The 20806-nt window shown below is 53.2% G+C and carries 19 protein-coding genes; 11 read left to right on the top strand and 8 right to left on the bottom strand.

Going from position 1 to position 20806, the window contains the following annotated elements; translation table 11 throughout:
- Window positions 1–64 precede the first annotated feature (64 nt).
- Genes purM through accC form a run of 4 tightly spaced genes read right to left on the bottom strand, consistent with a single transcriptional unit; the run spans window position 65 to window position 4026 of the window.
- Window positions 65–1090, bottom strand: coding sequence for a phosphoribosylformylglycinamidine cyclo-ligase (gene purM / locus RHH27_RS11870; RefSeq protein ID WP_302678362.1), 1026 nt, complete (start codon window positions 1088–1090; stop codon window positions 65–67).
- Window positions 1090–1584, bottom strand: coding sequence for a low molecular weight protein-tyrosine-phosphatase (locus tag RHH27_RS11865; protein ID WP_206200300.1), 495 nt, complete (start codon window positions 1582–1584; stop codon window positions 1090–1092). The genes purM and RHH27_RS11865 overlap by 1 nt, the downstream gene beginning before the upstream one ends.
- 10 nt (window positions 1585–1594) lie before the next feature.
- Window positions 1595–2665, bottom strand: a complete 1071-nt coding sequence (gene murG / locus RHH27_RS11860) for an undecaprenyldiphospho-muramoylpentapeptide beta-N-acetylglucosaminyltransferase (protein ID WP_302678361.1) — start codon at window positions 2663–2665, stop codon at window positions 1595–1597.
- On the bottom strand, window positions 2665–4026 hold the full coding sequence (gene accC, locus RHH27_RS11855) for an acetyl-CoA carboxylase biotin carboxylase subunit (protein WP_206200298.1): 1362 nt from the start codon (window positions 4024–4026) through the stop codon (window positions 2665–2667). The genes murG and accC overlap by 1 nt, the downstream gene beginning before the upstream one ends.
- Before the next feature lie 156 nt (window positions 4027–4182).
- Between accC and speA the strand changes: the two genes are divergently transcribed.
- From speA to RHH27_RS11820, 7 genes are all read left to right on the top strand, one after another.
- Window positions 4183–6096, top strand: coding sequence for a biosynthetic arginine decarboxylase (speA, locus tag RHH27_RS11850; RefSeq protein WP_302679169.1), 1914 nt, complete (start codon window positions 4183–4185; stop codon window positions 6094–6096).
- 8 nt (window positions 6097–6104) lie between these two features.
- Window positions 6105–6491: a hypothetical protein gene (locus RHH27_RS11845; protein WP_302678360.1), complete on the top strand. Its 387-nt coding sequence runs from the start codon at window positions 6105–6107 to the stop codon at window positions 6489–6491.
- Between the two features lie 49 nt (window positions 6492–6540).
- A complete protein-coding gene (locus RHH27_RS11840; protein ID WP_302678359.1) occupies window positions 6541–7659 on the top strand; it encodes an S-layer homology domain-containing protein in 1119 nt (372 codons plus the stop codon).
- A gap of 60 nt (window positions 7660–7719) precedes the next feature.
- Window positions 7720–8544 carry a signal peptide peptidase SppA gene (gene sppA / locus RHH27_RS11835; protein WP_206200295.1) on the top strand — a complete coding sequence of 275 codons (825 nt, stop codon included), beginning with the start codon at window positions 7720–7722 and terminating at the stop codon, window positions 8542–8544.
- A 30-nt stretch (window positions 8545–8574) separates the two neighbouring features.
- Entirely contained in the window at window positions 8575–9006 is a 432-nt protein-coding gene (gene aroH / locus RHH27_RS11830; protein WP_149819637.1) for a chorismate mutase, read from the top strand.
- A gap of 2 nt (window positions 9007–9008) precedes the next feature.
- Window positions 9009–9479 carry a CBS domain-containing protein gene (locus tag RHH27_RS11825; protein WP_302678358.1) on the top strand — a complete coding sequence of 157 codons (471 nt, stop codon included), beginning with the start codon at window positions 9009–9011 and terminating at the stop codon, window positions 9477–9479.
- Between the two features lie 96 nt (window positions 9480–9575).
- Window positions 9576–11093, top strand: coding sequence for a CapA family protein (locus tag RHH27_RS11820; protein WP_302678357.1), 1518 nt, complete (start codon window positions 9576–9578; stop codon window positions 11091–11093).
- A 684-nt stretch (window positions 11094–11777) separates the two neighbouring features.
- Here the strand turns inward: RHH27_RS11820 and RHH27_RS11815 are convergent.
- A complete protein-coding gene (locus RHH27_RS11815) occupies window positions 11778–11972 on the bottom strand; it encodes a hypothetical protein (RefSeq protein ID WP_302678356.1) in 195 nt (64 codons plus the stop codon).
- Window positions 11973–12197: 225 nt separating this feature from the next.
- On the opposite strand from RHH27_RS11815, the gene RHH27_RS11810 reads away from it, so the two are divergent.
- Window positions 12198–12602 (top strand): NIL domain-containing protein, encoded by a 405-nt coding sequence (locus RHH27_RS11810; RefSeq protein ID WP_149819631.1) that lies wholly within the window; start codon window positions 12198–12200, stop codon window positions 12600–12602.
- 1 nt (window position 12603) lies between these two features.
- Here RHH27_RS11810 and RHH27_RS11805 read toward each other — a convergent pair whose 3' ends face one another.
- Window positions 12604–13185 carry a Uma2 family endonuclease gene (locus tag RHH27_RS11805; protein ID WP_206200290.1) on the bottom strand — a complete coding sequence of 194 codons (582 nt, stop codon included), beginning with the start codon at window positions 13183–13185 and terminating at the stop codon, window positions 12604–12606.
- 62 nt (window positions 13186–13247) lie between these two features.
- Here RHH27_RS11805 and RHH27_RS11800 point away from each other — a divergent pair, with 62 nt between their 5' ends.
- The 3 genes from RHH27_RS11800 (at window position 13248) to RHH27_RS11790 (ending at window position 15955) form a co-directional block, all read left to right on the top strand.
- Window positions 13248–13901 (top strand): TIGR02281 family clan AA aspartic protease, encoded by a 654-nt coding sequence (locus RHH27_RS11800; RefSeq protein WP_206200289.1) that lies wholly within the window; start codon window positions 13248–13250, stop codon window positions 13899–13901.
- A gap of 3 nt (window positions 13902–13904) precedes the next feature.
- Entirely contained in the window at window positions 13905–14489 is a 585-nt protein-coding gene (gene rdgB / locus RHH27_RS11795) for an RdgB/HAM1 family non-canonical purine NTP pyrophosphatase (RefSeq protein WP_206200288.1), read from the top strand.
- Window positions 14490–14767: 278 nt separating this feature from the next.
- Complete coding sequence (locus tag RHH27_RS11790) at window positions 14768–15955, top strand: hypothetical protein (RefSeq protein ID WP_302678355.1); 1188 nt, start codon at window positions 14768–14770, stop codon at window positions 15953–15955.
- Here the strand turns inward: RHH27_RS11790 and RHH27_RS11785 are convergent.
- Entirely contained in the window at window positions 15952–18195 is a 2244-nt protein-coding gene (locus RHH27_RS11785) for a glycosyltransferase (protein WP_302678354.1), read from the bottom strand. The genes RHH27_RS11790 and RHH27_RS11785 overlap by 4 nt on opposite strands.
- A gap of 402 nt (window positions 18196–18597) precedes the next feature.
- Window positions 18598–20805, bottom strand: coding sequence for a glycosyltransferase (locus RHH27_RS11780; protein ID WP_302678353.1), 2208 nt, complete (start codon window positions 20803–20805; stop codon window positions 18598–18600).
- Between the last annotated feature and the right edge of the window lies 1 nt (window position 20806).

The raw sequence follows: 20806 nt of genomic DNA, 5'->3' as shown, positions 1-20806 counted from the left end.
GTGATAGCAGCCAGCACCTTTATTCTAGGCGTCAGCGAAATGGTGAATGGTACATGCGCATCAACTAAGCAGGAGGTAATCCCAGTACCTCACTGGTGCCCGCAACAACGGTGCCAATTGGCCAACTCTCAACCCCCCACTCGGCAAAGCAGGCCTGCGCCGCTGCAACCGCTGACGGCGGTAAAACCACGGTGTACCCAATCCCCATATTGAAAGTGTTGAAAAGTTCGCCCAAACTGACCCCTCCCATTTCCCCTAGCCAGTGGAAGAGTGGCGGAATTGGCCAAGCCTGAGGATCCAGTTGTGCGGATTGCCCTTGACCCAAGCAGCGGGGCAAATTTTCCGGCAGACCACCGCCGGTGATGTGAGCCATGCCGTGGATGGGAATCCCTTGCGCCAAAGCAGCACGAATGGGTTGGACATAGAGGCGCGTCGGTTCTAAGCACAGCTCGCCAAGGGGGGTGGAGCCAAGGGGGGTATCCTGCCAACTGAGCTGGCGATCGCTAACAATTTTACGCACCAAACTAAAGCCATTGCTGTGCAGCCCAGAACTGGCCAATCCCAAGACCACATCCCCCACCTGCACCTGGGTGCCATCCAGCACCTGATCCTGCTCAACGACACCAACACAGAACCCCGCAAGGTCATAGACCCCTTCGGCATAGAATCCCGGCATTTCCGCTGTCTCCCCCCCCAAGAGGGCACAACCCGCCGCTTCACACCCTTGGGCAATACCCGCCACTACAGCGGTCATCATCTCTGGCGCCAGACGACCACAGGCAATGTAGTCCAAGAAAAAGAGCGGCTCAGCACCACAGGTGAGGACATCATTGACGCACATGGCCACCAGATCAATGCCAACCGTATCGTGGCGATCGAGGGCTTGAGCCAGTTTTAGCTTCGTGCCCACTCCATCAGTTCCCGACACCAAAAGGGGTTGACGATAGCCCTTGGGAATTTGACATAGCCCAGCAAAGCCTCCCAGTCGTCCCACTACTTCCGGTCGTTGGGTGCGTTGCACCAAGGGGCGAATCTGCTCGACAAAGGCACGGCCAGCGGCCACATCTACACCGGCACTGCGGTAGTCCATCAATGCTGCTCCTGTAGTTGGGGGTAGTGAGCCTTGAGATACTCTAGGAGGCCTTCACAGGCATCGGTGAGCAGATCCAACACCTTCTCAAACCCCTGACGGCCACCGTAGTAGGGGTCGGGCACTTCCCTCGCGTCGTGGTGACGGCAAAAATCACACATTAACCGCACTTTATCGCGGTATTTCCCTTCGGGGTCAAGGCGCAAGATATCATAGTAGTTTTCCCGATCCATCGCCAAAATCAGATCAAATTCCTCAAAGTCGGCGGCATGAAATTGGCGTGCTCGATGGGTCAAGTGCAGTCCCCGTTGCCGTGCCGTCATTACCATGCGGGCATCCGGTGGATCGCCAACGTGAAAGTTGCTGGTGCCGGCAGAGTCACACTGAATCTCATACTCTAAACCTGCCTTTTTGATCAGATCTTGCATGATCCCTTCGGCGGCAGGGGAGCGACAGATATTACCAAGACAAACAAAAAGAAGACGGATGGGCATAGGACATTTCCTAGGGGGCGGGAATCAACGTACGGATGAGATCAGCGACCTGCTGACTGCTGTTGGGCATCGCCAATTGGCGGGCATTCTCGGCCATGGCTTGTAATTTTTGCGGCTGCCCTAGCCATTCTAAAATGATCTGCCCGAGGCGATCGCCCGTCAATGCCGACTGCGGGATCATTTCAGCAGCGCCGGCACTCACCAGCACTTCAGCATTCACCGTTTGGTGATCTTCAGCCGCATAGGGATAGGGAATCAACAGCGCTGGGGTTCCTGTGAGGGTTAGTTCCGCCAAGGCACTGGCGCCAGCTCGACTAATGACGATATCCGCGCGGTGCAGCAGGGATCCCATGGGTTCAAAGAAGGGAAAGACGAGATAGTGGGGATGCTGAACACTTTGGGCATCGGGATCATTGTTGCCCGTGAGATGCACCACCCAAGCCCCCGCCTCGAGCCAGCGGTGAACCGTTTCCCGTACAAGGCGATTGATGGCCACTGCCCCTTGACTCCCCCCCATCACTAGAATCAGGGGTACCTCCTTGGGAATCGGCAACTCCAAGTCGCCGGGATGGAGAATATCGGGACGCACCGGGGTGCCCGTGACCCGTAGGTTCAGCCGTTTGGATTTGAGGTAGGCTAAACTCGCGGGGGTACCCAAGGCAACCAGCGTACACCAAGGCGCCAGCCAGCGGGTGACTTTGCCTGGTAGGGCGTTGGATTCATGGAGCAGGGCGACACGCCCCAAACTGCGAGCCGCTAAAATAGCTGGCGCTGCAATGTAGCCACCGGTGGTAAACACCCCTTGGAAGTGTCCCTGTTTTAACAACTGGCGCGTTTGCCAAAAAGCTCCCCAAAATTGCCAGAGGGGGCGCAGCCTTGCCCAAGGGGTCTTGCCTTGGACACCAGCGAAGTTGATCGTATGCAGGGGGTAATGGGGCGGAATTAATTTCTGTTCAAGGCGATCGCGCACCCCCAACCAATGGATGTTATATTCAGGTAACTCTTCTGCTACTGCTAGTGCGGGAAAGAGATGCCCGCCAGTACCACTCGCTGCAATCAGTAGTTTCCTTGGCCCAAGCATTAAACATTCCAGCCCAATGTGGTCATGAGCTTATCGACAAAGTTGGTATAGACAATACCGCTGCGAAACTCTGGCGTGTCCATCACCTGCTGATGAAAGGGAATGGTGGTCGGCACCCCCATAATCGCACATTCTCTTAGGGCACGCTTCATGCGGGCAATGGCAGCGGGGCGATCGCTCCCCCACACCACCAATTTACCGATCAGCGAATCATAGTAGGGGGGGATTTCATAGTCGGTATAAACATGGGAGTCCATGCGCACCCCAGGGCCACCGGGGGGCAAGTAACCACTAATACGACCGGGATGGGGACGGAAATTGCGCTCCGGATCCTCGGCATTGATGCGGCATTCAATGGCATGTCCCCGCAACAGCACCTGTTCTTGGGTCAAGCTGAGGGGTTCCCCTTGGGCAATGCGAATTTGCTCCGCAATCAGATCCAGCCCCGTAATCATTTCTGTGACGGTGTGCTCCACCTGAATGCGAGTATTCATTTCCATGAAGTAAAAGTTGTCTTGGCCGTCGAGGAGAAATTCAATGGTGCCAGCGCCCACATAGTTAATCGCCTTAGCCGCAGTCACGGCGGCAGCCCCCATCTTGGCACGCAGTTCGGGGGTGAGGGCAGGGCTAGGCGCTTCCTCAAGGAGCTTTTGATGACGCCGCTGTACAGAGCAATCGCGCTCCCCAAGGTGAATGACATTGCCATAGCTATCCGCCAGAATCTGGAACTCAATGTGGCGGGGATTTTCAATAAATCGCTCCAGATAGACGCCGGCATTGCCAAAGGCGGCTTCCGCTTCCCCTTGGGCGGCACTGAGGGCCCGTCCTAAATCTTCAGCAGAGCGCACCAAGCGCATCCCCCGGCCACCCCCCCCAGCCGTGGCTTTAATCATCAGGGGATAGCCAATTTTGCGGGCGATCGCCCGAGCAGTTTCCTCATCCTGCACCAGTCCATCACTGCCGGGAATTGTCGGCACCCCCACCTGTTGCATCGTCGCTTTGGCGGTGGATTTATCCCCCATGGCACGCATGGCAGCGGGACTCGGCCCAATAAAGGTAATTTTGTGGTCGGCGCAGATCTCGGCAAAGCGGGCATTTTCCGCCAAAAAGCCATAGCCTGGGTGAATCGCCGAGACATGGCGGGTGAGGGCAGCAGCAATAATGTTGGGAATATTGAGATAGCTGCGGCTACTGGGGGCTTCGCCAATGCACACCGCCTCATCGGCCAATTGCACATGCAGGGCATGGCGATCTACGGTGGAATAGACGGCAACCGTTGCAATGCCCAATTCCTCACAGGTACGCAGAATCCGCAGTGCAATTTCGCCACGATTGGCAATCAAAATTTTCGTAAAGGCCATGGCGGTCAACGGTAGGGGAAGCGATCCCTAATGCTACCATGCCAGCTCAACGCTTCCGAAAAGGCGACGGCAATTGCATTGGTGCCACTGGCAAAAACAAGTTAGGATCAGCAGGGTTTTATTTGGGAGCGCACTATGGCTGCTGTGTCACCCACGATGGCCTTGACCGTTACGAAAACCAGCAATTGGACAATCGAAGACAGCGAGCAGCTCTACCGCATTCAGGGCTGGGGCGAACCCTACTTTGGGATTAATGCTGCGGGTCATGTCACCGTCTCTCCCAAGGGCGATCGCGGTGGGTCATTGGATCTCTATGAATTGGTGCAGGCGCTCCAACAGCGCAACATTGGCCTCCCCCTGCTACTGCGGTTTTCCGATATCCTTGAGGATCGCATTGAGCGACTGAATGCCTGCTTTGCCCGCGCCATTGCTCGCTATGGCTATCAGGGAGCCTACAAGGGGGTCTTTCCCGTTAAGTGCAATCAACAACGCCACATCATTGAAGCCCTCGTGCGCTTTGGCCAGTCCCATCAGTTTGGCCTAGAGGCAGGATCAAAACCGGAATTGCTGATTGCCTTGGCCATGCTCAATACACCGGGGGCACTGCTGATTTGCAATGGCTACAAAGATCGCAGCTACATTGAAACGGCGATTCTCGCCCGTCGCCTTGGCCACACCCCGATCATTGTCCTTGAGCAGCCCGAAGAAGTCGCGGAAGTGATTGCTGTCAGTCAGGCTTTGGGCATTGAACCCATTGTGGGGGTACGGGCAAAACTGAGCACCCAGGGGGTAGGGCGTTGGGGCACTTCTGCGGGCGATCGCGCCAAGTTTGGTCTGACGGTGCCAGAGATTTTAACGGCAGTCGAACAACTGCGAGAAGCAGGAATGCTCAATTCCCTGCAACTGTTGCACTTTCACATTGGCTCGCAAATTTCTGCCATTAGCGTCATTAAGGATGCGATTCGTGAGGCGGGGCAAATTTATGGCGAGCTGGTGCGCCTCGGTGCCAATATGCAATACCTCGATGTGGGCGGCGGCTTGGGGGTGGACTACGACGGCTCCAAAACCAATTTCCATGCCTCGAAAAACTACAGCATGCAAAACTACGCCAGTGATGTCGTGGCCGGCATTAAGGACGCCTGTCGGCAGCGGGGCATTCCCGATCCCATTCTCATCAGTGAGAGTGGCCGCGCCATTGCCTCCCATCAATCGGTATTGATTTTCAATGTCTTGGGGGTCAGTGAAGTGCCCAAAATTACCCCCGAACCGGCCACGGAGGACGAGCACCTGATTATCCGCAACCTCTACGACACCTACCAAACGATTGATGAGAACAACTACCAAGAGGCCTACAACGACGCCCTGCAATTCAAGGGGGAGGCCATCAGTCTCTTTAACTTTGGCTACTTGAGTTTGCCAGAGCGGGCACGGGCAGAAAGTCTCTTTTGGGCCTGTTGTGCCAAAATCCTCGGCATTGCTCGCCAGCAGGAATATGTGCCCGACGATCTCGAAGATCTTGAGAAAATCATGGCTTCGATTTACTACATCAATCTGTCGGTGTTTCAGTCGGTGCCTGATAGCTGGGCGATCGATCAACTGTTTCCAATCATGCCAATCCACCGCCTCGATGAAGAACCCACAGAACGGGGCATCCTTGCAGATCTGACCTGCGACAGCGACGGCAAAATTGACCAATTTATTGACCTGCGGGATGTGAAATCGGTCTTGGAACTGCATCCCTTTCGCCCAAGGGAACCCTACTACCTTGGTCTCTTTCTCAACGGTGCCTATCAGGAAATCATGGGCAATCTCCACAATCTTTTTGGGGATACGAATGCCGTCCATATCCGTCTAACTCCCAAGGGTTATGAAATTGAGCACCTGGTGCGGGGCGATACAATGCAAGAAGTCCTCGGTTATGTGCAGTACCAAGGAGATGCCCTGTTAGAAAAAATTCGCCGTCGCACTGAGGCAGCGCTGGCAGAACAGCAAATTACATTGGCAGAAGCGCAGCACCTGCTAGAAAACTATGAGCGGAGTTTGCGCAGCTATACGTATCTATCCTCTTAGGGAAAGCGATGCTGGGAACATTTCAGTCAAGCCATTTGCGCATTGAGGTGCCGGCCACCGCAGACCAACTGCGGGAGTATTTGACGCAGCCAGCACAGTTACGGCAGTGGTTGTGGCCCCTACAGGTTCAGACGACGGGCGATCGCCTGCAAGTGGGGGATACCTTCACCAGTGAATTCCTGTGGTTAAAACTGGAACATCGCGTGGAACTACTCACAGCAGAGCGACTGGTATTGGTGCTGCGGCAGGCCATTGAGGGCTGGCAAGAATGGTCGTGGGGAGAGGGCTGGGTACAGTCCTGTATTGAGGGGGTAACACCGCTGCCTCTAGAGTTGGGGCAGACTTTCCTCCTATGGCGGTTGAAATCAGTGCTGAGTGAAACGGTAGCAAGCTGAGGGTCGAAGAACGTTGAAGCGATCGCGCCAATTGGGATGGATCTTATTCTTGAGTGCCCTGCTTCTCAGCAGTTGTGAGGGCAGTGGGCTACAAAGTTGGTTTGCTGCTGACCCCAATGCTGATCAATGGGCAGGGAAGGCACCCACGCCAGAACCGACGACAACGCTACCAGAGAATTTACGGTTTCCTAATGCGATGCTTGTAGCCAATCAGCCCCAAGCGGGGTCACCCCAGACGACGGAAACCCGCTGGCAAGCACCCGCGCCGGCGATCGCCATCCAGCAATTCTATAGCCAACAATTTCAACAGTCGGGCTGGCAACTGGTGGAGCAACAGGTAGCCGACAATACGATCACCCTCAAGGGGCGCAGTGCTGAACTGGAAGTGAGCGTCACCATCAACACGGTGCCAGAAAATAACCTGACAACCTTCACCGTGGCCTACACAGCCGTCAATAGCACCACGGCCACACCGTCTCCCCAGCCCACCCATTCCTCCCCCCAAACGTTCGCTGATCTAGAGGACGCCCCTGCCCCCCTACAGCCGGCCATTCGTGACTTGGCAGAACTGGGGGTTCTCAGCACCACGGGCGATCGCCTGCAACCCAATACCCCCATCAGTCGTGCTCAGTTTGTGCGTTGGTTGGTGACCACCTACAACCGCTTTTATGCCGATCGCCCCGCACGCCAAATCCGCTTGGGCAGCCGCAACGACACACCCATTTTCCAAGATGTGCTTCGTGATCATCCCGACTTTCCCTATATTCAGGGACTGGCGATGGCAGGATTTTTGCCCAGCCCCCTCACCGGCGATACTAGTACCCTCTTTCGCCCCAATGCTCCCCTTACTCGCGAAACGCTGTTGCAGTGGAAAGTGCCCCTCGATCAACAGGGGCGGCTCAGTCCCAGCACGATTGACCGCATTCAGCAAACATGGGGCTTCAAGGACAGTCAACGGATTGCTCCGCCCGCCATCAATGCCGTGGCCGCTGACTATCTCGCGGGGGATCTCTCAAACATTCGCCGCGTTTGGGGAGAAACCCTCTTGCTCCAGCCCCAAAAACCCGTCACCCGCGCCGAAGCCGCAGCAGCCCTGTGGTATATCGGCAACGGGACCGAGGGACTCTCAGCAGCGATGGTGAAGCAAGCACCGCCCTCTGCCTCCTAGAACCTTGCTAGATTAGAAATCCGAGTCAATTGTTACGATTTGCGGAACTGATTGCTGCCTATGCCTTGGCCCTTATCCCGTGGTTACCATCGTCAAATTGCCCGCCTCGAAATTACGGGGGCGATCGCTGGGGGTACTCGCCGTCGTGTCCTCAAAGCCCTGAAAACCATTGAAGAACGGAGCTATCCGGCACTACTGGTGCGCATTGACAGTCCCGGCGGAACCGTGGGGGATTCCCAAGAAATCTATGCGGCCCTCAAGCGTTTGCAGTCGAAAATGAAAATCGTTGCCAGTTTTGGCAATATCTCTGCCTCTGGCGGGGTCTATATCGGTATGGGGGCACAGCACATCATGGCCAACCCCGGCACCATTACAGGCAGTATTGGCGTCATCCTGCGGGGCAACAATTTGCAACGGCTCCTCGACAAGGTGGGGGTCTCATTCAAAGTGATCAAGTCTGGCCCCTACAAAGACATTCTTGCTTTCGATCGCGACCTCACTGAGGAAGAAATCCGCATTCTCCAAGACCTCATTGACACCAGCTATCACCAATTTGTCCAAACCGTGGCCGAAGGCCGTAACCTCGATGTGGAAACGGTACGCAGTTTTGCCGATGGCCGTGTCTTTACCGGTGAACAGGCCCTTGCTCTCGGACTGGTGGATCGCTTGGGAACCGAGGAGGATGCCCGTCGCTGGCTGGCGGAATTGGCAGGACTTGACCCCGACAAAACCAAGGTGCAAACCATTGAAGAACCCAAGTCGCCCTTGGCTCGGCTGTTTCCGCGTCAGCAGGAACGATTCCCCTTTCCGTGGCAAGCGGGTCTCGACTGGTTGGAATTTGAAATGGCCACCAATGGACTTCCCCTATGGCTCTATCGCCCCTAAGCTGGATACAGTACCCTTGCGGATATCTTGATGGAGGAGCACACTGTGGGCTGGCGCGTCCGAGCAATTCGTGGAGCAACTACCGCCACTGAAAATTCAATTCCAGCAATCCGTGAGGCGGTTTTGGAACTCCTCGGCGAGATTGAGCGGCGCAATGCCCTCGATTTCTCGGAAGTGATTAGTGTGACCTTCTCTGTGACCCGTGACCTCGATCAAATCTTTCCGGCGGCGATCGCCCGGGAATGTCCCCATTGGCGCAACATTCCTCTCCTCGATGTTCAACAAATGCATGTGGAGGGAGGCTTACCCCGCTGTATCCGCTGCTTGATTTACTTCAACACCCCCAACCCCGATCAACCGATTTACCATGCCTACCTGCGCCATGCCCAGAGCCTCCGTCCCGATCTGGCAATGCACGGCGACTACCATCCCCTCCATCTGTCCTCTCATTCCCTAGGTTAACTATGACCGCTCTTGTCCGTGACTACATGACCCCCAACCCCTTTACCATTCGTGCCGATGCCCCGATTTCTGAGGCAGTTCGCCTGATGGAAGAAAAACAGGTGCGCGGCCTCCCCGTGGTGGATGATAAAGGCAAATTGGTGGGCTTGGTGTCTGAAGCTGACCTGATCGTGCGCGAAGCGCCTCTCGAGCCACCGTTGTACATTACGTTCCTCGGCAGCATCATTTACTTTGAGTCTCCAGAATCCTTTCATCAACACCTCAAGAAAACCCTTGGCCAACAGGTGCAGGATGTGATGACCCCTAACCCCCACACCATTGGGGTGGATGCCCCCATTGCCGAAGCGGCTCGCCTCATGGTGAATCACCACATTAGTCGCCTGCCGGTCTTGAATGCCCAAGGAGAATTGATCGGCATTATTAGCCGTCATGATCTGTTGCGCGCCCTGCATACCCAAGAAACTTCTGCGTGACGTTTGTCAAATTGGCCTGACACTAACTTTCAAGATTGGTGACTTCCCATAGAATAACCACAGGTTCGCTCGCGATCGCCTGAGGGTTCTTTGATCATGACCGCTTCCCTTGATTTGATTTGGCAGCAGGCACGGCAGGGTCAAGCAGAGGCCATTGCCCATTTGATGAACCGCACGCTTCAGGCCAAGGGAGTGCGTGCCCTCGTTCGGCGACGGGGTGACTGTTTACAAATTATGTTTGAAGCGGCGCGATCGCTCCCTCCCCAAGTCTGCGTTCAGTTTGTTTGCCGAGGCCTCAAGCAATTGGCGCCCCAAGGCGTTCTACGTGTACGGCTCCATGCTCGGCTCCTTGGCGAAGAATGGCCAGAATGGACACAGACTGTTGACTTACAGGAGACCTTACCAGCGGCGCCGTCTGTCCAGGCAAGCTCAAATCCAACAACACCTGCCACCACGCCATCCCATCAAGCGGTCAGTGCTTTTGCCCTCAGTTTACTGGCGATCGCGGGCACGAGTGCCGTTGCCCTTACCCTGCAAAATCAACTCAGTGTCGATGCCCCGCCGAGTGCGGAACCCAGTCCAGCCATTACAACCCCTGAACCCGACGTTCCCCTTGTGCCCCCCCCACCCGCCCCGAGCGATCGCCGGCTGCGGATTAAGGCCGTTGGCGATATTGTCCTTGGCACCAATTTTCCGAGTAACCGCTTGCCTGCGGATCCACAAAAGCTCTTTGCCCAAGTGAAACCCTATCTTCAGGGGGCAGATCTCCTCTTTGGCAATTATGAAAGTACCCTCACCGATCATCCCCATCCCTTCAAAAACACCAGTAGTGGTCGCAGTTTTGTCTTTCGCTCACCGCCCAGTTATGCACAGGTGTTGCGCCAAGCTGGTTTCAATGTTCTCAACATTGCCAACAACCACAGCTACGACTTTCATGAGCAGGGATTTCGCGATACGATTCGCCACATCAACGCCGCTGGTATGACCGCCATTGGTGATCTCAATCAAATTACCTACCTCGAAGTCAATGGCCTGAAAACCGCATTTATTGGCTTTGCCACCTACTACGGCCAAAATCGCATTCAAGACCTCAAGGCCGGTGCCGCTCTTGTACAGAAGGCCAAGCAAAACGGTGATATTGTGGTTGTTAGTTTCCATGGTGGCGCCGAAGGCAGCGATCAAATTCACACCCGCGATCGCACTGAGTACTTTTATGGCGAAGACCGCGGCAATGTGGTTCAGTTTGCTCGCACCATGATTGATAACGGTGCCGATTTAATCTTAGGTCATGGCCCCCATGTCCCCCGTGCCCTTGAATTGTACAAAGGCCGCCTCATTGCTTATTCCCTAGGGAACTTTGTCGGCTATCAGACCCTGAGCAGTCACGGCACCCTTGGCAAGTCCTTAATCCTAGATGTTGAACTCGACGGTTCTGGCCGCTTCCTTCAAGGTAAAGTCATTCCTGTACGCCTCGATGCCAAGGGGATTCCCCACATTGATCAAAACTTTGCCAGTGTGCAACTGATTCGCCGTTTAACCCAAGCCGACTTTCCCAACACTCCCTTGCAGATTGAACGCCTCGGTGAAATTGTCAGCACCGATTCCCAATCCTAGTCTTCCTCTGGTCGATGAGACAACTGTTGGTGCTCAATTTTGACCGGTAGAAACTTAGGAATTTGTGTAATAAGGGATTCGGCTATGGCATCGTTACACCCTTGATAAAGAGGCACTCTGCGAGGAGGCCCCGGCACATTAAGAGTGAAGTAAATCTTGAAATGATTCTGTTCCCAAGAACGGCCATGCCTGCCTTGTATCACTTCGACATATTTTTGGACAATCATTGCCTCTATATCGGGAAAGTCATATTCTCTGCGAAATTTGGTTTTCGGACTCTCCCATATAATCTTTCTTGTAGATCGATCAATGATTAATGTTTCCTTATATTTCAACGACTCTGACATACGAGGATAGTAGAATCGCTGATAAGAGACTGCTAAGAAGTTAACCGTCAAAGGAAAAGTCAAAATAGATATAATTGCACTCGGTAACTAATCACGGTTTCTATAGGTATACGTCTAGGTTTCTCGATTAGACTACAGGAATCTTGATAATCAGTCTTGTGCCGCTTTCATCGCACCACAATCTCCCCCACCCCATCCACCAAAATGGGAACTCCCATGATCCTCTAGGCTCCAAGAAGCGCAATATTTCCTCTTTGATTTCAATGTTACTCCCTGAGACGTATTCAACTAACATTTCATTTCGTTTATACAATCCCCAAAACCAATATTCTTTAACTCAGCACTGGGCAGTGGCGGTCATATCTTTCGTTTCAGTGCGCTGACAACTCAACTGTCCTGAAAGGATGGGAGAAAAGTATAATTTTAAGAAAATGATTATCAAGCCAGCAAGCATCCATAAAAGAGCCATTTCATCAGCAACGGATGAACCTTCTAGCTTGATTTGAGATTCGTTTTTCTTTGCGATGTTCATTTTTAATAATTTATTAAATTTTGACAAAAATTCTCTATCTCATCCCTATCTAGCAGGGTAACAATTTCACCTTGGAGATGGCTTTTAGGTTTATAGACTAGTAAACAAAATTTAGTGGTTTTTCATTTTCAATTCCTATGAAAAGGGCTGTGCACTAACTTTCACAGCGTTGCGAGTGTGCGATACTTGTGGAAAGGGCTGTACTGCGATGCAAAGCTTCAACCAGTGAAAAAGCGAGTCACATTGACATTCCCTCGACGGACGATTCAAATGCCCGTCACCTATCGCCTAGCCAAGGACTTTAACATTGCTGCCAATATCATTCGCGCCCAAGTGGCACCTAACCAAGTGGGCAAACTGGTTCTAGAGTTGGCTGGGGACATTGATCAAATGGAGGCCGCCCTAGAATGGTTGCGGCAACAGAATATTGAGGTTTCCCTTGCCAGCCGTGAAATTGTGATTGATGAGCAGGCCTGTGTCCACTGTGGCCTCTGTACGGGGGTATGCCCCACTCAGGCGCTGACGCTCCATCCAGAGACGTTTCAACTCCAATTTAGCCGCTCCCGTTGCATTGTCTGTGAGCAATGTGTGACCGCGTGTCCGATGGAGGCGATTCACACCAACTTTTAATTCAACTCCTCAACTCCTCCTCAAGGGTCACGTCTTGATAGATATCAGACAAGTGGCCTTGCCAAGCGATGCTCTTGAGTTCAACCGAATTTTGTGGCGGGGAATAGGCCTGCCAAACCCATAAGCCCGAGGTACTGCGACGAAAGGTCTCTAGCCGCTGCTGACGAGTATTGACCAGCACGTATTCCTCTAGCGTCTCAAGGCTTTGATAGTCAAGGAACTTATCGCCGCGATCAAAGGCCTCTGTTGAAGGAGAGAGCACCTCAATCACCAAGCAAGGAAAAGATTTATAGAGAGAGGTTTGCCGATCCCGTGGATCGCAGGTAACAAAAAGATCCGGATAGTAAAAGCAATTTCGCTGCTCCAGACGCACTTTCATATCTGAAATGTAGAGACGACAGCCCCGTTGGCGCACCGTTGGTCGTAGCAGAGTTGCCAAATTTAAGGCTAAGGTGACATGGGCATCGCTTGCCCCTGCCATTGCGTAGATCTGACCGTTGATGTATTCGTGCTTGACCCCACTTTGGGTTTCCCGTTGCAGATAGTCTTCAGGACTCAGTTGTGGCGAAGGTTGCGTGCTCATTGGCAGCCTAGAATAGCCAACGCTTATCTCGCTACTATTGATCCTAGGGTACGAAGAAAATTATGACCCAACAACACGGATATTGGGCACTGGCAACGCTGGCGGGGATGATGCTCCTGATTGCCCCGGCCAAGGGGGTGCCTGTGGTGGCACTGCCAGAAAGTTTTTATCGGGCGATCGCCAGCCAAGACTGGGCAACAGCGGTGCAAATTCTCGATCAGGTCATTCGTGCCCATCCCCAACAGGCGCCAGCCCTTACTAGCTATCGTCAAGAATTGGTGCGGCTGCAACAACTTCCCCGAACCCCTGCTCCGCCCATGGCAACAGTGATCACCCAGCCCAGTGGCATCGTACCGATTCTGCGGCGGCAGGGAGGAATTCCCGTTATCCCAGTGATGTTTAATCAACGGTTACGGTTTGAGATGCTAGTGGATTCAGGCGCCAGTATGACAGTGATTACGCGATCGATGGCACGCGCTTTAGGCATTACCCCCGCTCAAGTGGTGGATAATCGCCTGTTTCATACCGCGAATGGTCAAGTGGTGCTGCCAGTGGTCTATGTCCAATCCATCAGCGTCGGCGGTTTTCATCGGAAGCAAGTGCCCGTTGCTGTCGCTGGGCCTGAAATGACCATTGGCCTATTGGGGCAGGATTTTCTCCAGCACTTTGATGTCAGTTTGCGGCAAGATCATATTCAGTTGCAGCGTCGTCCTTAGGCAATGCCCATTCTCGCCCAAGCGGTCTTAGCCAGTCACAATGCCGGTAAAGTCAGAGAGTTTCAAGGCTGGTTACAGCCATGGATTGGGGAGTTGCTGCCCCTGCCAGCCACGCTTGAGATTGCTGAAACTGCGGATTCCTTTGTGGGCAACGCCTGTTTGAAGGCCACCACTGCTGCTCAGGAGCTGGGAACGTGGGCGATCGCTGATGATTCGGGGCTAGCCGTTCATGCCCTTGAGGGGGCACCGGGGATCTACTCGGCTCGCTACGGTGCGACGGATGCTGAGCGTATTGAGCGTCTATTACGGGAAATGGCCGGTGTCAGCGATCGCGCTGCTGAATTTATTTGTGTCATTGCCCTCGCGCGTCCCGATGGCACGATTGCCGTTACGACCGAAGGACGGTGTGCAGGCGAGATTTTAACGGCGCCCCGCGGTCGGGGGGGGTTTGGCTACGATCCTATCTTTTGGGTGCCCAGTCAGCAGCGTACCTTTGCCGAGATGAGTCCCACTGAAAAGCAACAGGTCAGTCATCGGGGTCAGGCATTGCAGCGGCTGCGGGAGTATTTGCAAACCTTTCATCCGTAGATTCACGGTTGTTGGCAGCAAGCTTTTTGTCCTACACTGACGCCAATAGTGTTCCTCAACCAACCTGTGGCTCCTATGCAAGAACGGGTCTAGCGTCGCAAAGTTGCATTCAGCAATGCCCTTCATTGAAAGAAGTTCATAGGGAATATAATGAAAGGAAGGGGGCACGTCCCTTAGGCCCAGTGGCAGTCTTCTTGCCGTGATTCAAAGCAAAAACTATGGGCGATCGCGAATTAATAGACCAATTTATTAAAGACTTGATTCAGAAAAATTCGCGAATGCTCTCGAATCGGCACCTGCGCGTAGAAACAACATTTGATGAAGTTCAGTTGATTTCCTACAAAGATGGCATTGTTGCTCGGGTGAAAACAGATGCCCCCACCCTTGCCATTGAAGTACGAGATGCCTCCCCCTATCGGCCTCTGATTCAAGAGGTAATGGTAGATTATGAGATCTTCCAAGTCGGCGTGGCTCAAACCCCCGGATGTTTACGTTACGAACATCGCACCGTTCCCGAAGGCTATGTGATCCAATACACCGAAGCGGGAGTGCTGTGGAAAGACCGCTGGGCACGGGGTAAGCGACGCGGCGCTCTGACAGGGGGTAACTCCCTTGGGATGGATGCGATGATTCTCTATCGGGGCACTTGGTATCCCATTCAAAGCGTCAATGCGGCCAATGGCTTTGTTGCCATTCGTACCTTGGGCGGGGAAGCCACCTACAGTGCCTCTGACTTTCTGGTATGGCTAAAAAAAGAGGAAAAAGACACCGCCGAGAGTCCCAGTCAGATCAGTGCCTACAAACGGGGAGAACGCATGGGAGACATTGACAGCGCCCCCACCCAAATCCTTGAGGCTACGGAAATTATGGCTGCCAAGGCCAGTGGCACCCCATCAACGCCAATTGCCTCCCCTGCTGGCGAACCGGAGAAGGAAGAAGATCACGCCGTCATTTTGCCGTCAGCGCCACCAGTACCTGCAGTTGCAGCAACAGTTTCAACCCCCTCTGAGCCTGCACAACCGGTTGAAGCCACCCAAGACCATCCAGCGGCCAACTACGAGCACGCCGTCGGCTACCCCAACTATGACTACTTCCAAGGGTATCCAGCGGCCAACTACGAGCATTCCGTGGGTTATCCCCACCCCAACTACGACTATTCCCAAGGGTATCCAGCGGCCAACTACGAGCATTCTGTGGGCTATCCCCACCCCAACTATGACTATTCCCAAGGGTATCCAGCGGCCAACTACGAGCACTCCGTTGGCTATGCCCATCCCAGTTATGGTCAGCCCTACCCGCCCCAAACCTACCAGCACATTGATCCCAACATTCAGATGGCGCTGACGTATCTCCAATCCAGCTTGGCCTATCTGCTACAAGTGGAGCCAAAAAACGCCAATATCCATGCAGCTATTCGCGCTACCAGTATGGCGATTCAAAATCTCCTCACCCTTCTCAATGGTTAGCGGCTCTCGGCGAGGGGATGCAGGCGAAGGACACTTTGAATCATTGCCCAAGCGGTTTTAATCTCAGGCACACGAACTTCATCCCATTGGCCGGGTTGACAGTAAAGATAACGAATAAAGCGACGTTGCTTTGGCAAAGAAAAGGGAAGAAACTGCACCCCAATCTCTAGAGCCGTGGCGTTTTTTCCTAACGCCACCATTCTTGACCACCGCAGTTGGATCGGTAAGCGCAAGTAGATCAAAGGGCTCGGCGCCAGAAAGTGCAGTTCGCCTCGGGGGTCATCTAACAACTCCGCCGGCAACCTATTGAGGCGTATTCGTGCCCCCTCCTCAGACAGGTCAACCGTTTGTCCGCCATAGCAGTTGTTCCCAACGATGAGTTCACAGGGTTCAGAACGCAGGAACCGCGGATGTCGTCGCTGCGGCACATCAATGGCCACTAGAGCACAAACCAAAATCAAGAGAAAGTTGTAGCTAGACCAGACCATGTTAATGGCCAAACTATCGGGATTGACCAGCGTCTCTTGCAAAGGCAAACTCCGCCAAATGAGACCAAACATCATCAGAGCGGCAATGATTAACAAGGGACGAATGACTGGCCAATTAACATTGATGCGATGGGGATCCACAATCCCCTTAGGCGTGACTTTGAAGGTTTTGCCCCTAGGACTGATCAGGGTGCGGATCACTGTGATAGCCATGGGAAAGGCAATGATGGTTTCATAAACATCGGACCAAAAGGCGGAGCGGCGGCCTTCGGTAAGCCAAGAAAAGGCCATGATATTGCCCAAATAGTAGGGACAGTAAAAGTACACTACCTCGTTAATTGTGGCGCGCAGCGGCGCCAGCCCAAAGAGCAAAAAGGCCAAAGGTGACAAGAGAAAAATCAGGCGGGGAATCGACAGCAGCCAATAGAGCACGCCAAGGCTATGGTAAAAACGCTGCAGGAAGTTGAGGTTAGGAATGGTAAAAAAGTTGTCCTTGAGAAACAGTATTTGCAGGGTTCCTTGTCCCCACCGCAATCGCTGGTTAATATAGGCGCTGATGGTTTCTGGTGACATTCCTGCTGAGAGGGCTTCATTCAGATACTTGATCTGATAACCACGCCCCTGCAAATAGAGCGAGGTGAGGTAATCTTCGGTGATACTGTCGGTGGGGATACCGCCAATTTCATCGAGGGCACGGCGCCGAATCACAAAACAGGTGCCACAACACACAATGGCGTTAAAGAAATCGCGGCTGGGCTGAATGAAGCGGAAAAACAGCGTCTGCTCGTTGTTGAGAATCCCCTCTAGCCCTAGATTCACAGTCACTGGATCCTCATTGAAAAAGTGTTGGGGGGTCTGTACCATTGCCGTTTTCGCATCCTGGAAAAAACCCACGGTGCGGGTGAGAAAGTTGCGACTCGGCACAAAGTCCGCATCAAAGACGGCAATCAACTCCCCCGTGAGTGTGGGCAGTGCATGGTTAATGTTGCCAGCTTTGGCATGGCGGTTGTCGGGGCGATCGCGATATTCACAGCCCAGTTCTGCTGCTAGGGCACGCACCGCCGGCCGTCGGGTATCGTCCAGCAAGTAGATGCGCTTGTGGGGATAGTCCATGGCTTGGCAGGCAATGACTGAACGCCGCAAAATGTCCACCCCTTCGTTGTAGGTGGGCAGAATCACATCCACCCAAGGCAAATACTCCCCCCGAATCACGGCTTGGCTTAGGCGATCGGCCTCAGGGCTGCGGTCTTTGGAAAAGATACACAGGGCAAAAAAGCAAATGGTATTTGTTAGGGTCAGTAGTTCAGCGATAAATAACAGAATCGAAATCGTGCCATTGAGGGGATCATCTAGGTTGAGGCTGTTAAAAAAACGCCAGAGGATATACCGCAGTGCCAACAGGGTCAGCCCCAAACCCACAATTAAACGCGACCAAAAATTGGGCTTGGGGGAAATCTCCTTCAGGAAGAACGTAATGGCAATCCAGACTAGTGTGGGCAATAGGAGTGCTTGAAGCGTCGTGCCGTCAGCCCGCAGCAGCGCTTTCCCCTCGTGCCAAAGACCGACTAAGTTGGGTAGAAAGTTTTGCCAATCCAGTTGACTCAGCAGGACGGCCAGAAATGCGCCACTGCCCAACAGTAAAAGCCACAGATCAGGGCTAATACGTCGCGATCGCGCAGGTGCCTGTGGTGTAGGCGGCCTCGATGGCTGAGAAACCCTAGGGGATAGGTTGTTAGTTTCAAGTAGCTTCATGGGAACACAGTCAGTTGGGATGAAGCTCTACATCCTGTACTCACTCAGAGTTGAACAACGCCACGACCTCAAAATTACGATCGGGTGAGCAACTCTTTAGATTTCAACTATTTTCAATGCTTTGATCAATGAATCTTGGATGTAGCAGTCGTGTTAATTGATTTGATGAATAACAATGCTTCTACATGCAAGACTAATTATCAGCAAAATTTCCGACTGCCTAGAATAATTGCAGCGAATTCGTAGGCTAACAAATATGGCCAGTTTGGCTTGGCAAGAATGGGACAGATGTAATTTTTCACCATGGTGCTAATCCATTTAGGGAACTTACCTCTAGTGTACCCAATGCTTTAGCAAAACTAAGCCTATACCGAAAAATTAAAGCAAAAATTCAACAATGGGCTAGCGACTTTCCGCAAGGGGATGCAGGCGAAAGACGCTTTGAATCATTGCCCAAGCGGTCTTAATTTCAGGCACACGAATTTCATCCCATTGTCCCGGTTGGCAGTAGAGGTAGGGGATGAGACGACGGTGCTCTGCCAAGGATAGATCCAGAAAGCGAATGCGCATTTCGACAGGGTTGCTGCTCGCCCCCTGCTGAAGTTGAATCAGGCGCTCCTGATCGTGCCAGCGCAGCTCTGCCGAGAGCCATAGATCTGCGAGTTCGCTAGGAGGCAAGAGGCGAAATTGGGCACTGTAGGTTCGTAATCCCTGCGGTGAAGCATGGTTTTCCTGACAAGTGTCACAGTGGCGGATTTGTAAGCGGGCGCCCTCTTCAGAAATATCCACAGTTTGCCCGACATAGCGATCGCCCCCAACAATGAGTTCGCAGGGTTCAGTCCGCAGGAAGCGGGTAAAACGGCGCTGCGGTACATCAATGGCCACCAGCATACACACCAACAAAAGTGACAAATTATAGATTGACCAGACCATGTTCACCGCCAAACTATCGGGATTGACATTCGTCTCTTGAAGGGAAGAGCTGCGCCAAATCAAGCCCCCAATCGTCAAAAGGGCAATCACCAGCAGGGGGCGAATGAGTGGCCAATTAACATTGATGCGGTGGGGATCCACAATCCCCTTGGGCGTTACCTTAAACGTTTTGCCCCGCGGATTGATGAGGGTGCGAATCACCGTGATCGCCATCGGAAAGGCAATAATTGTTTCATAGACATCCGACCAAAAAGCGGAGCGGCGACCTTCGGTGAGCCATGAAAAGGCCATGATATTCCCCAGATAGTAGGGAAAGTAAAAGTAAAGAATCTCGTTCACCGTTGCTCGCAAGGGAGCAATACCAAAGAGCAAAAAGGCCAACGGTGCCAAAAGAAAGATCACCCGCGGAATGGAAAGAAACCAGTAGATGATACTCAAGGAATGGGAGAGGCGCTGCGTTAACCGCAGATTAGGGGCAGTGAAAAAGTTGCCCCCCAAAAAGAGCATTTGCAGTGTGCCCTGCCCCCAGCGCAAGCGTTGGTTAATGTAGGCACTAATCGTCTCCGGCGACATCCCCGCCGCCAAGGCTTCATTGAGGTATTTGACGCGATAGCCAAGGCTTTGCAGCTTAATGGTTGTCATGTAGTCTTCGGTGATACTGTCTGTGGGAATGCCACCAATTTCATCGAGGGCACGGCGGCGAATCACAAAACAGGTGCCACAGCACACCACAGAGTCCCAGTAATCGCGGCTGGGCTGAATAAAGCGGAAAAACAGCGTCTGCTCGTTGTTGAGAATCCCCTCTAGCCCTAGATTCACAGTCACTGGATCCTCATTGAAAAAGTGTTGGGGGGTCTGTACCATTGCCGTTTTCGCATCCTGGAAAAAACCCACGGTGCGGGTGAGAAAGTTGCGACTCGGCACAAAGTCCGCATCAAAGACGGCAATCAACTCCCCCGTGAGTGTGGGCAGTGCATGGTTAATGTTGCCAGCTTTGGCATGGCGGTTGTCGGGGCGATCGCGATATTCACAGCCCAGTTCTGCAGCTAGGGCACGTACCGCCGGGCGACGGGTATCGTCCAGCAAGTAGATGCGCTTGTGGGGGTAGTCCATGGCTTGGCAGGCAATGACTGAACGCCGCAAAATATCCACCCCTTCGTTGTAGGTCGGTAAGATCACATCTACCCAAGGCAGATACTCACCACGAATCACCGCTTGACTGAGGCGATCGGCTGCGGGTGTGCGGTCAATGGAGAAAATACAGTGAAAGAAAAAGGCCACACTATTGAAAACCGTCAGCAATTCTGCCAAAAAGAGAACGACGGAGATCGTGCCATTGAGGGGATCATCCAAGTTGAGGCTATTCAACAGGCGCCAGAGTTCATAGCGAATCCCCAATAGGGCAAGACCCACACTGACAATCAGCCGTGACCAGAAGGTCGGTTTAGGGGAGAGTTCCTTTAGGAGAAACGTGATTGCCAACCAGACAAACGCCGGCAACAGTAAAGCCTCAAGTGTGGTTCCTTGGGGGCGCATGATGGCTTGTCCCCCATGCCAAAAACCGACAAGATTCGGTAGTAAATCTCGCCAGTTCACTTGCCACAGCAGTACCCCTAGGAGGGCGAGAATGCCTAAGAGCAAGAGCCAGCCATCGGCTTGCAACGACTTGAGGCGCATG

Source organism: Thermosynechococcus sp. PP555, from assembly GCF_031583225.1.
In the GTDB taxonomy this organism is placed as follows: domain Bacteria; phylum Cyanobacteriota; class Cyanobacteriia; order Thermosynechococcales; family Thermosynechococcaceae; genus Thermosynechococcus.
Note: the sequence above shows the minus strand (reverse complement) of the source record. Positions and strands in the feature narration are given on the sequence as shown.

Coding starts and splice junctions, on each gene's coding strand:
- purM (WP_302678362.1), bottom strand. CDS start 1,090: ATGGACTACCGCAGTGCCGGTGTAGATGTGGCCGCTGGCCGTGCCTTT.
- RHH27_RS11790 (WP_302678355.1), top strand. CDS start 14,768: ATGCTCTCGAATCGGCACCTGCGCGTAGAAACAACATTTGATGAAGTT.
- rdgB (WP_206200288.1), top strand. CDS start 13,905: ATGCCCATTCTCGCCCAAGCGGTCTTAGCCAGTCACAATGCCGGTAAA.
- RHH27_RS11865 (WP_206200300.1), bottom strand. CDS start 1,584: ATGCCCATCCGTCTTCTTTTTGTTTGTCTTGGTAATATCTGTCGCTCC.
- RHH27_RS11785 (WP_302678354.1), bottom strand. CDS start 18,195: ATGAAGCTACTTGAAACTAACAACCTATCCCCTAGGGTTTCTCAGCCA.
- sppA (WP_206200295.1), top strand. CDS start 7,720: ATGCCTTGGCCCTTATCCCGTGGTTACCATCGTCAAATTGCCCGCCTC.
- murG (WP_302678361.1), bottom strand. CDS start 2,665: ATGCTTGGGCCAAGGAAACTACTGATTGCAGCGAGTGGTACTGGCGGG.
- RHH27_RS11815 (WP_302678356.1), bottom strand. CDS start 11,972: ATGAACATCGCAAAGAAAAACGAATCTCAAATCAAGCTAGAAGGTTCA.
- RHH27_RS11780 (WP_302678353.1), bottom strand. CDS start 20,805: ATGCGCCTCAAGTCGTTGCAAGCCGATGGCTGGCTCTTGCTCTTAGGC.
- RHH27_RS11800 (WP_206200289.1), top strand. CDS start 13,248: ATGACCCAACAACACGGATATTGGGCACTGGCAACGCTGGCGGGGATG.
- RHH27_RS11805 (WP_206200290.1), bottom strand. CDS start 13,185: ATGAGCACGCAACCTTCGCCACAACTGAGTCCTGAAGACTATCTGCAA.
- accC (WP_206200298.1), bottom strand. CDS start 4,026: ATGGCCTTTACGAAAATTTTGATTGCCAATCGTGGCGAAATTGCACTG.
- RHH27_RS11820 (WP_302678357.1), top strand. CDS start 9,576: ATGACCGCTTCCCTTGATTTGATTTGGCAGCAGGCACGGCAGGGTCAA.
- RHH27_RS11825 (WP_302678358.1), top strand. CDS start 9,009: ATGACCGCTCTTGTCCGTGACTACATGACCCCCAACCCCTTTACCATT.
- speA (WP_302679169.1), top strand. CDS start 4,183: ATGGCCTTGACCGTTACGAAAACCAGCAATTGGACAATCGAAGACAGC.
- aroH (WP_149819637.1), top strand. CDS start 8,575: ATGGAGGAGCACACTGTGGGCTGGCGCGTCCGAGCAATTCGTGGAGCA.
- RHH27_RS11845 (WP_302678360.1), top strand. CDS start 6,105: ATGCTGGGAACATTTCAGTCAAGCCATTTGCGCATTGAGGTGCCGGCC.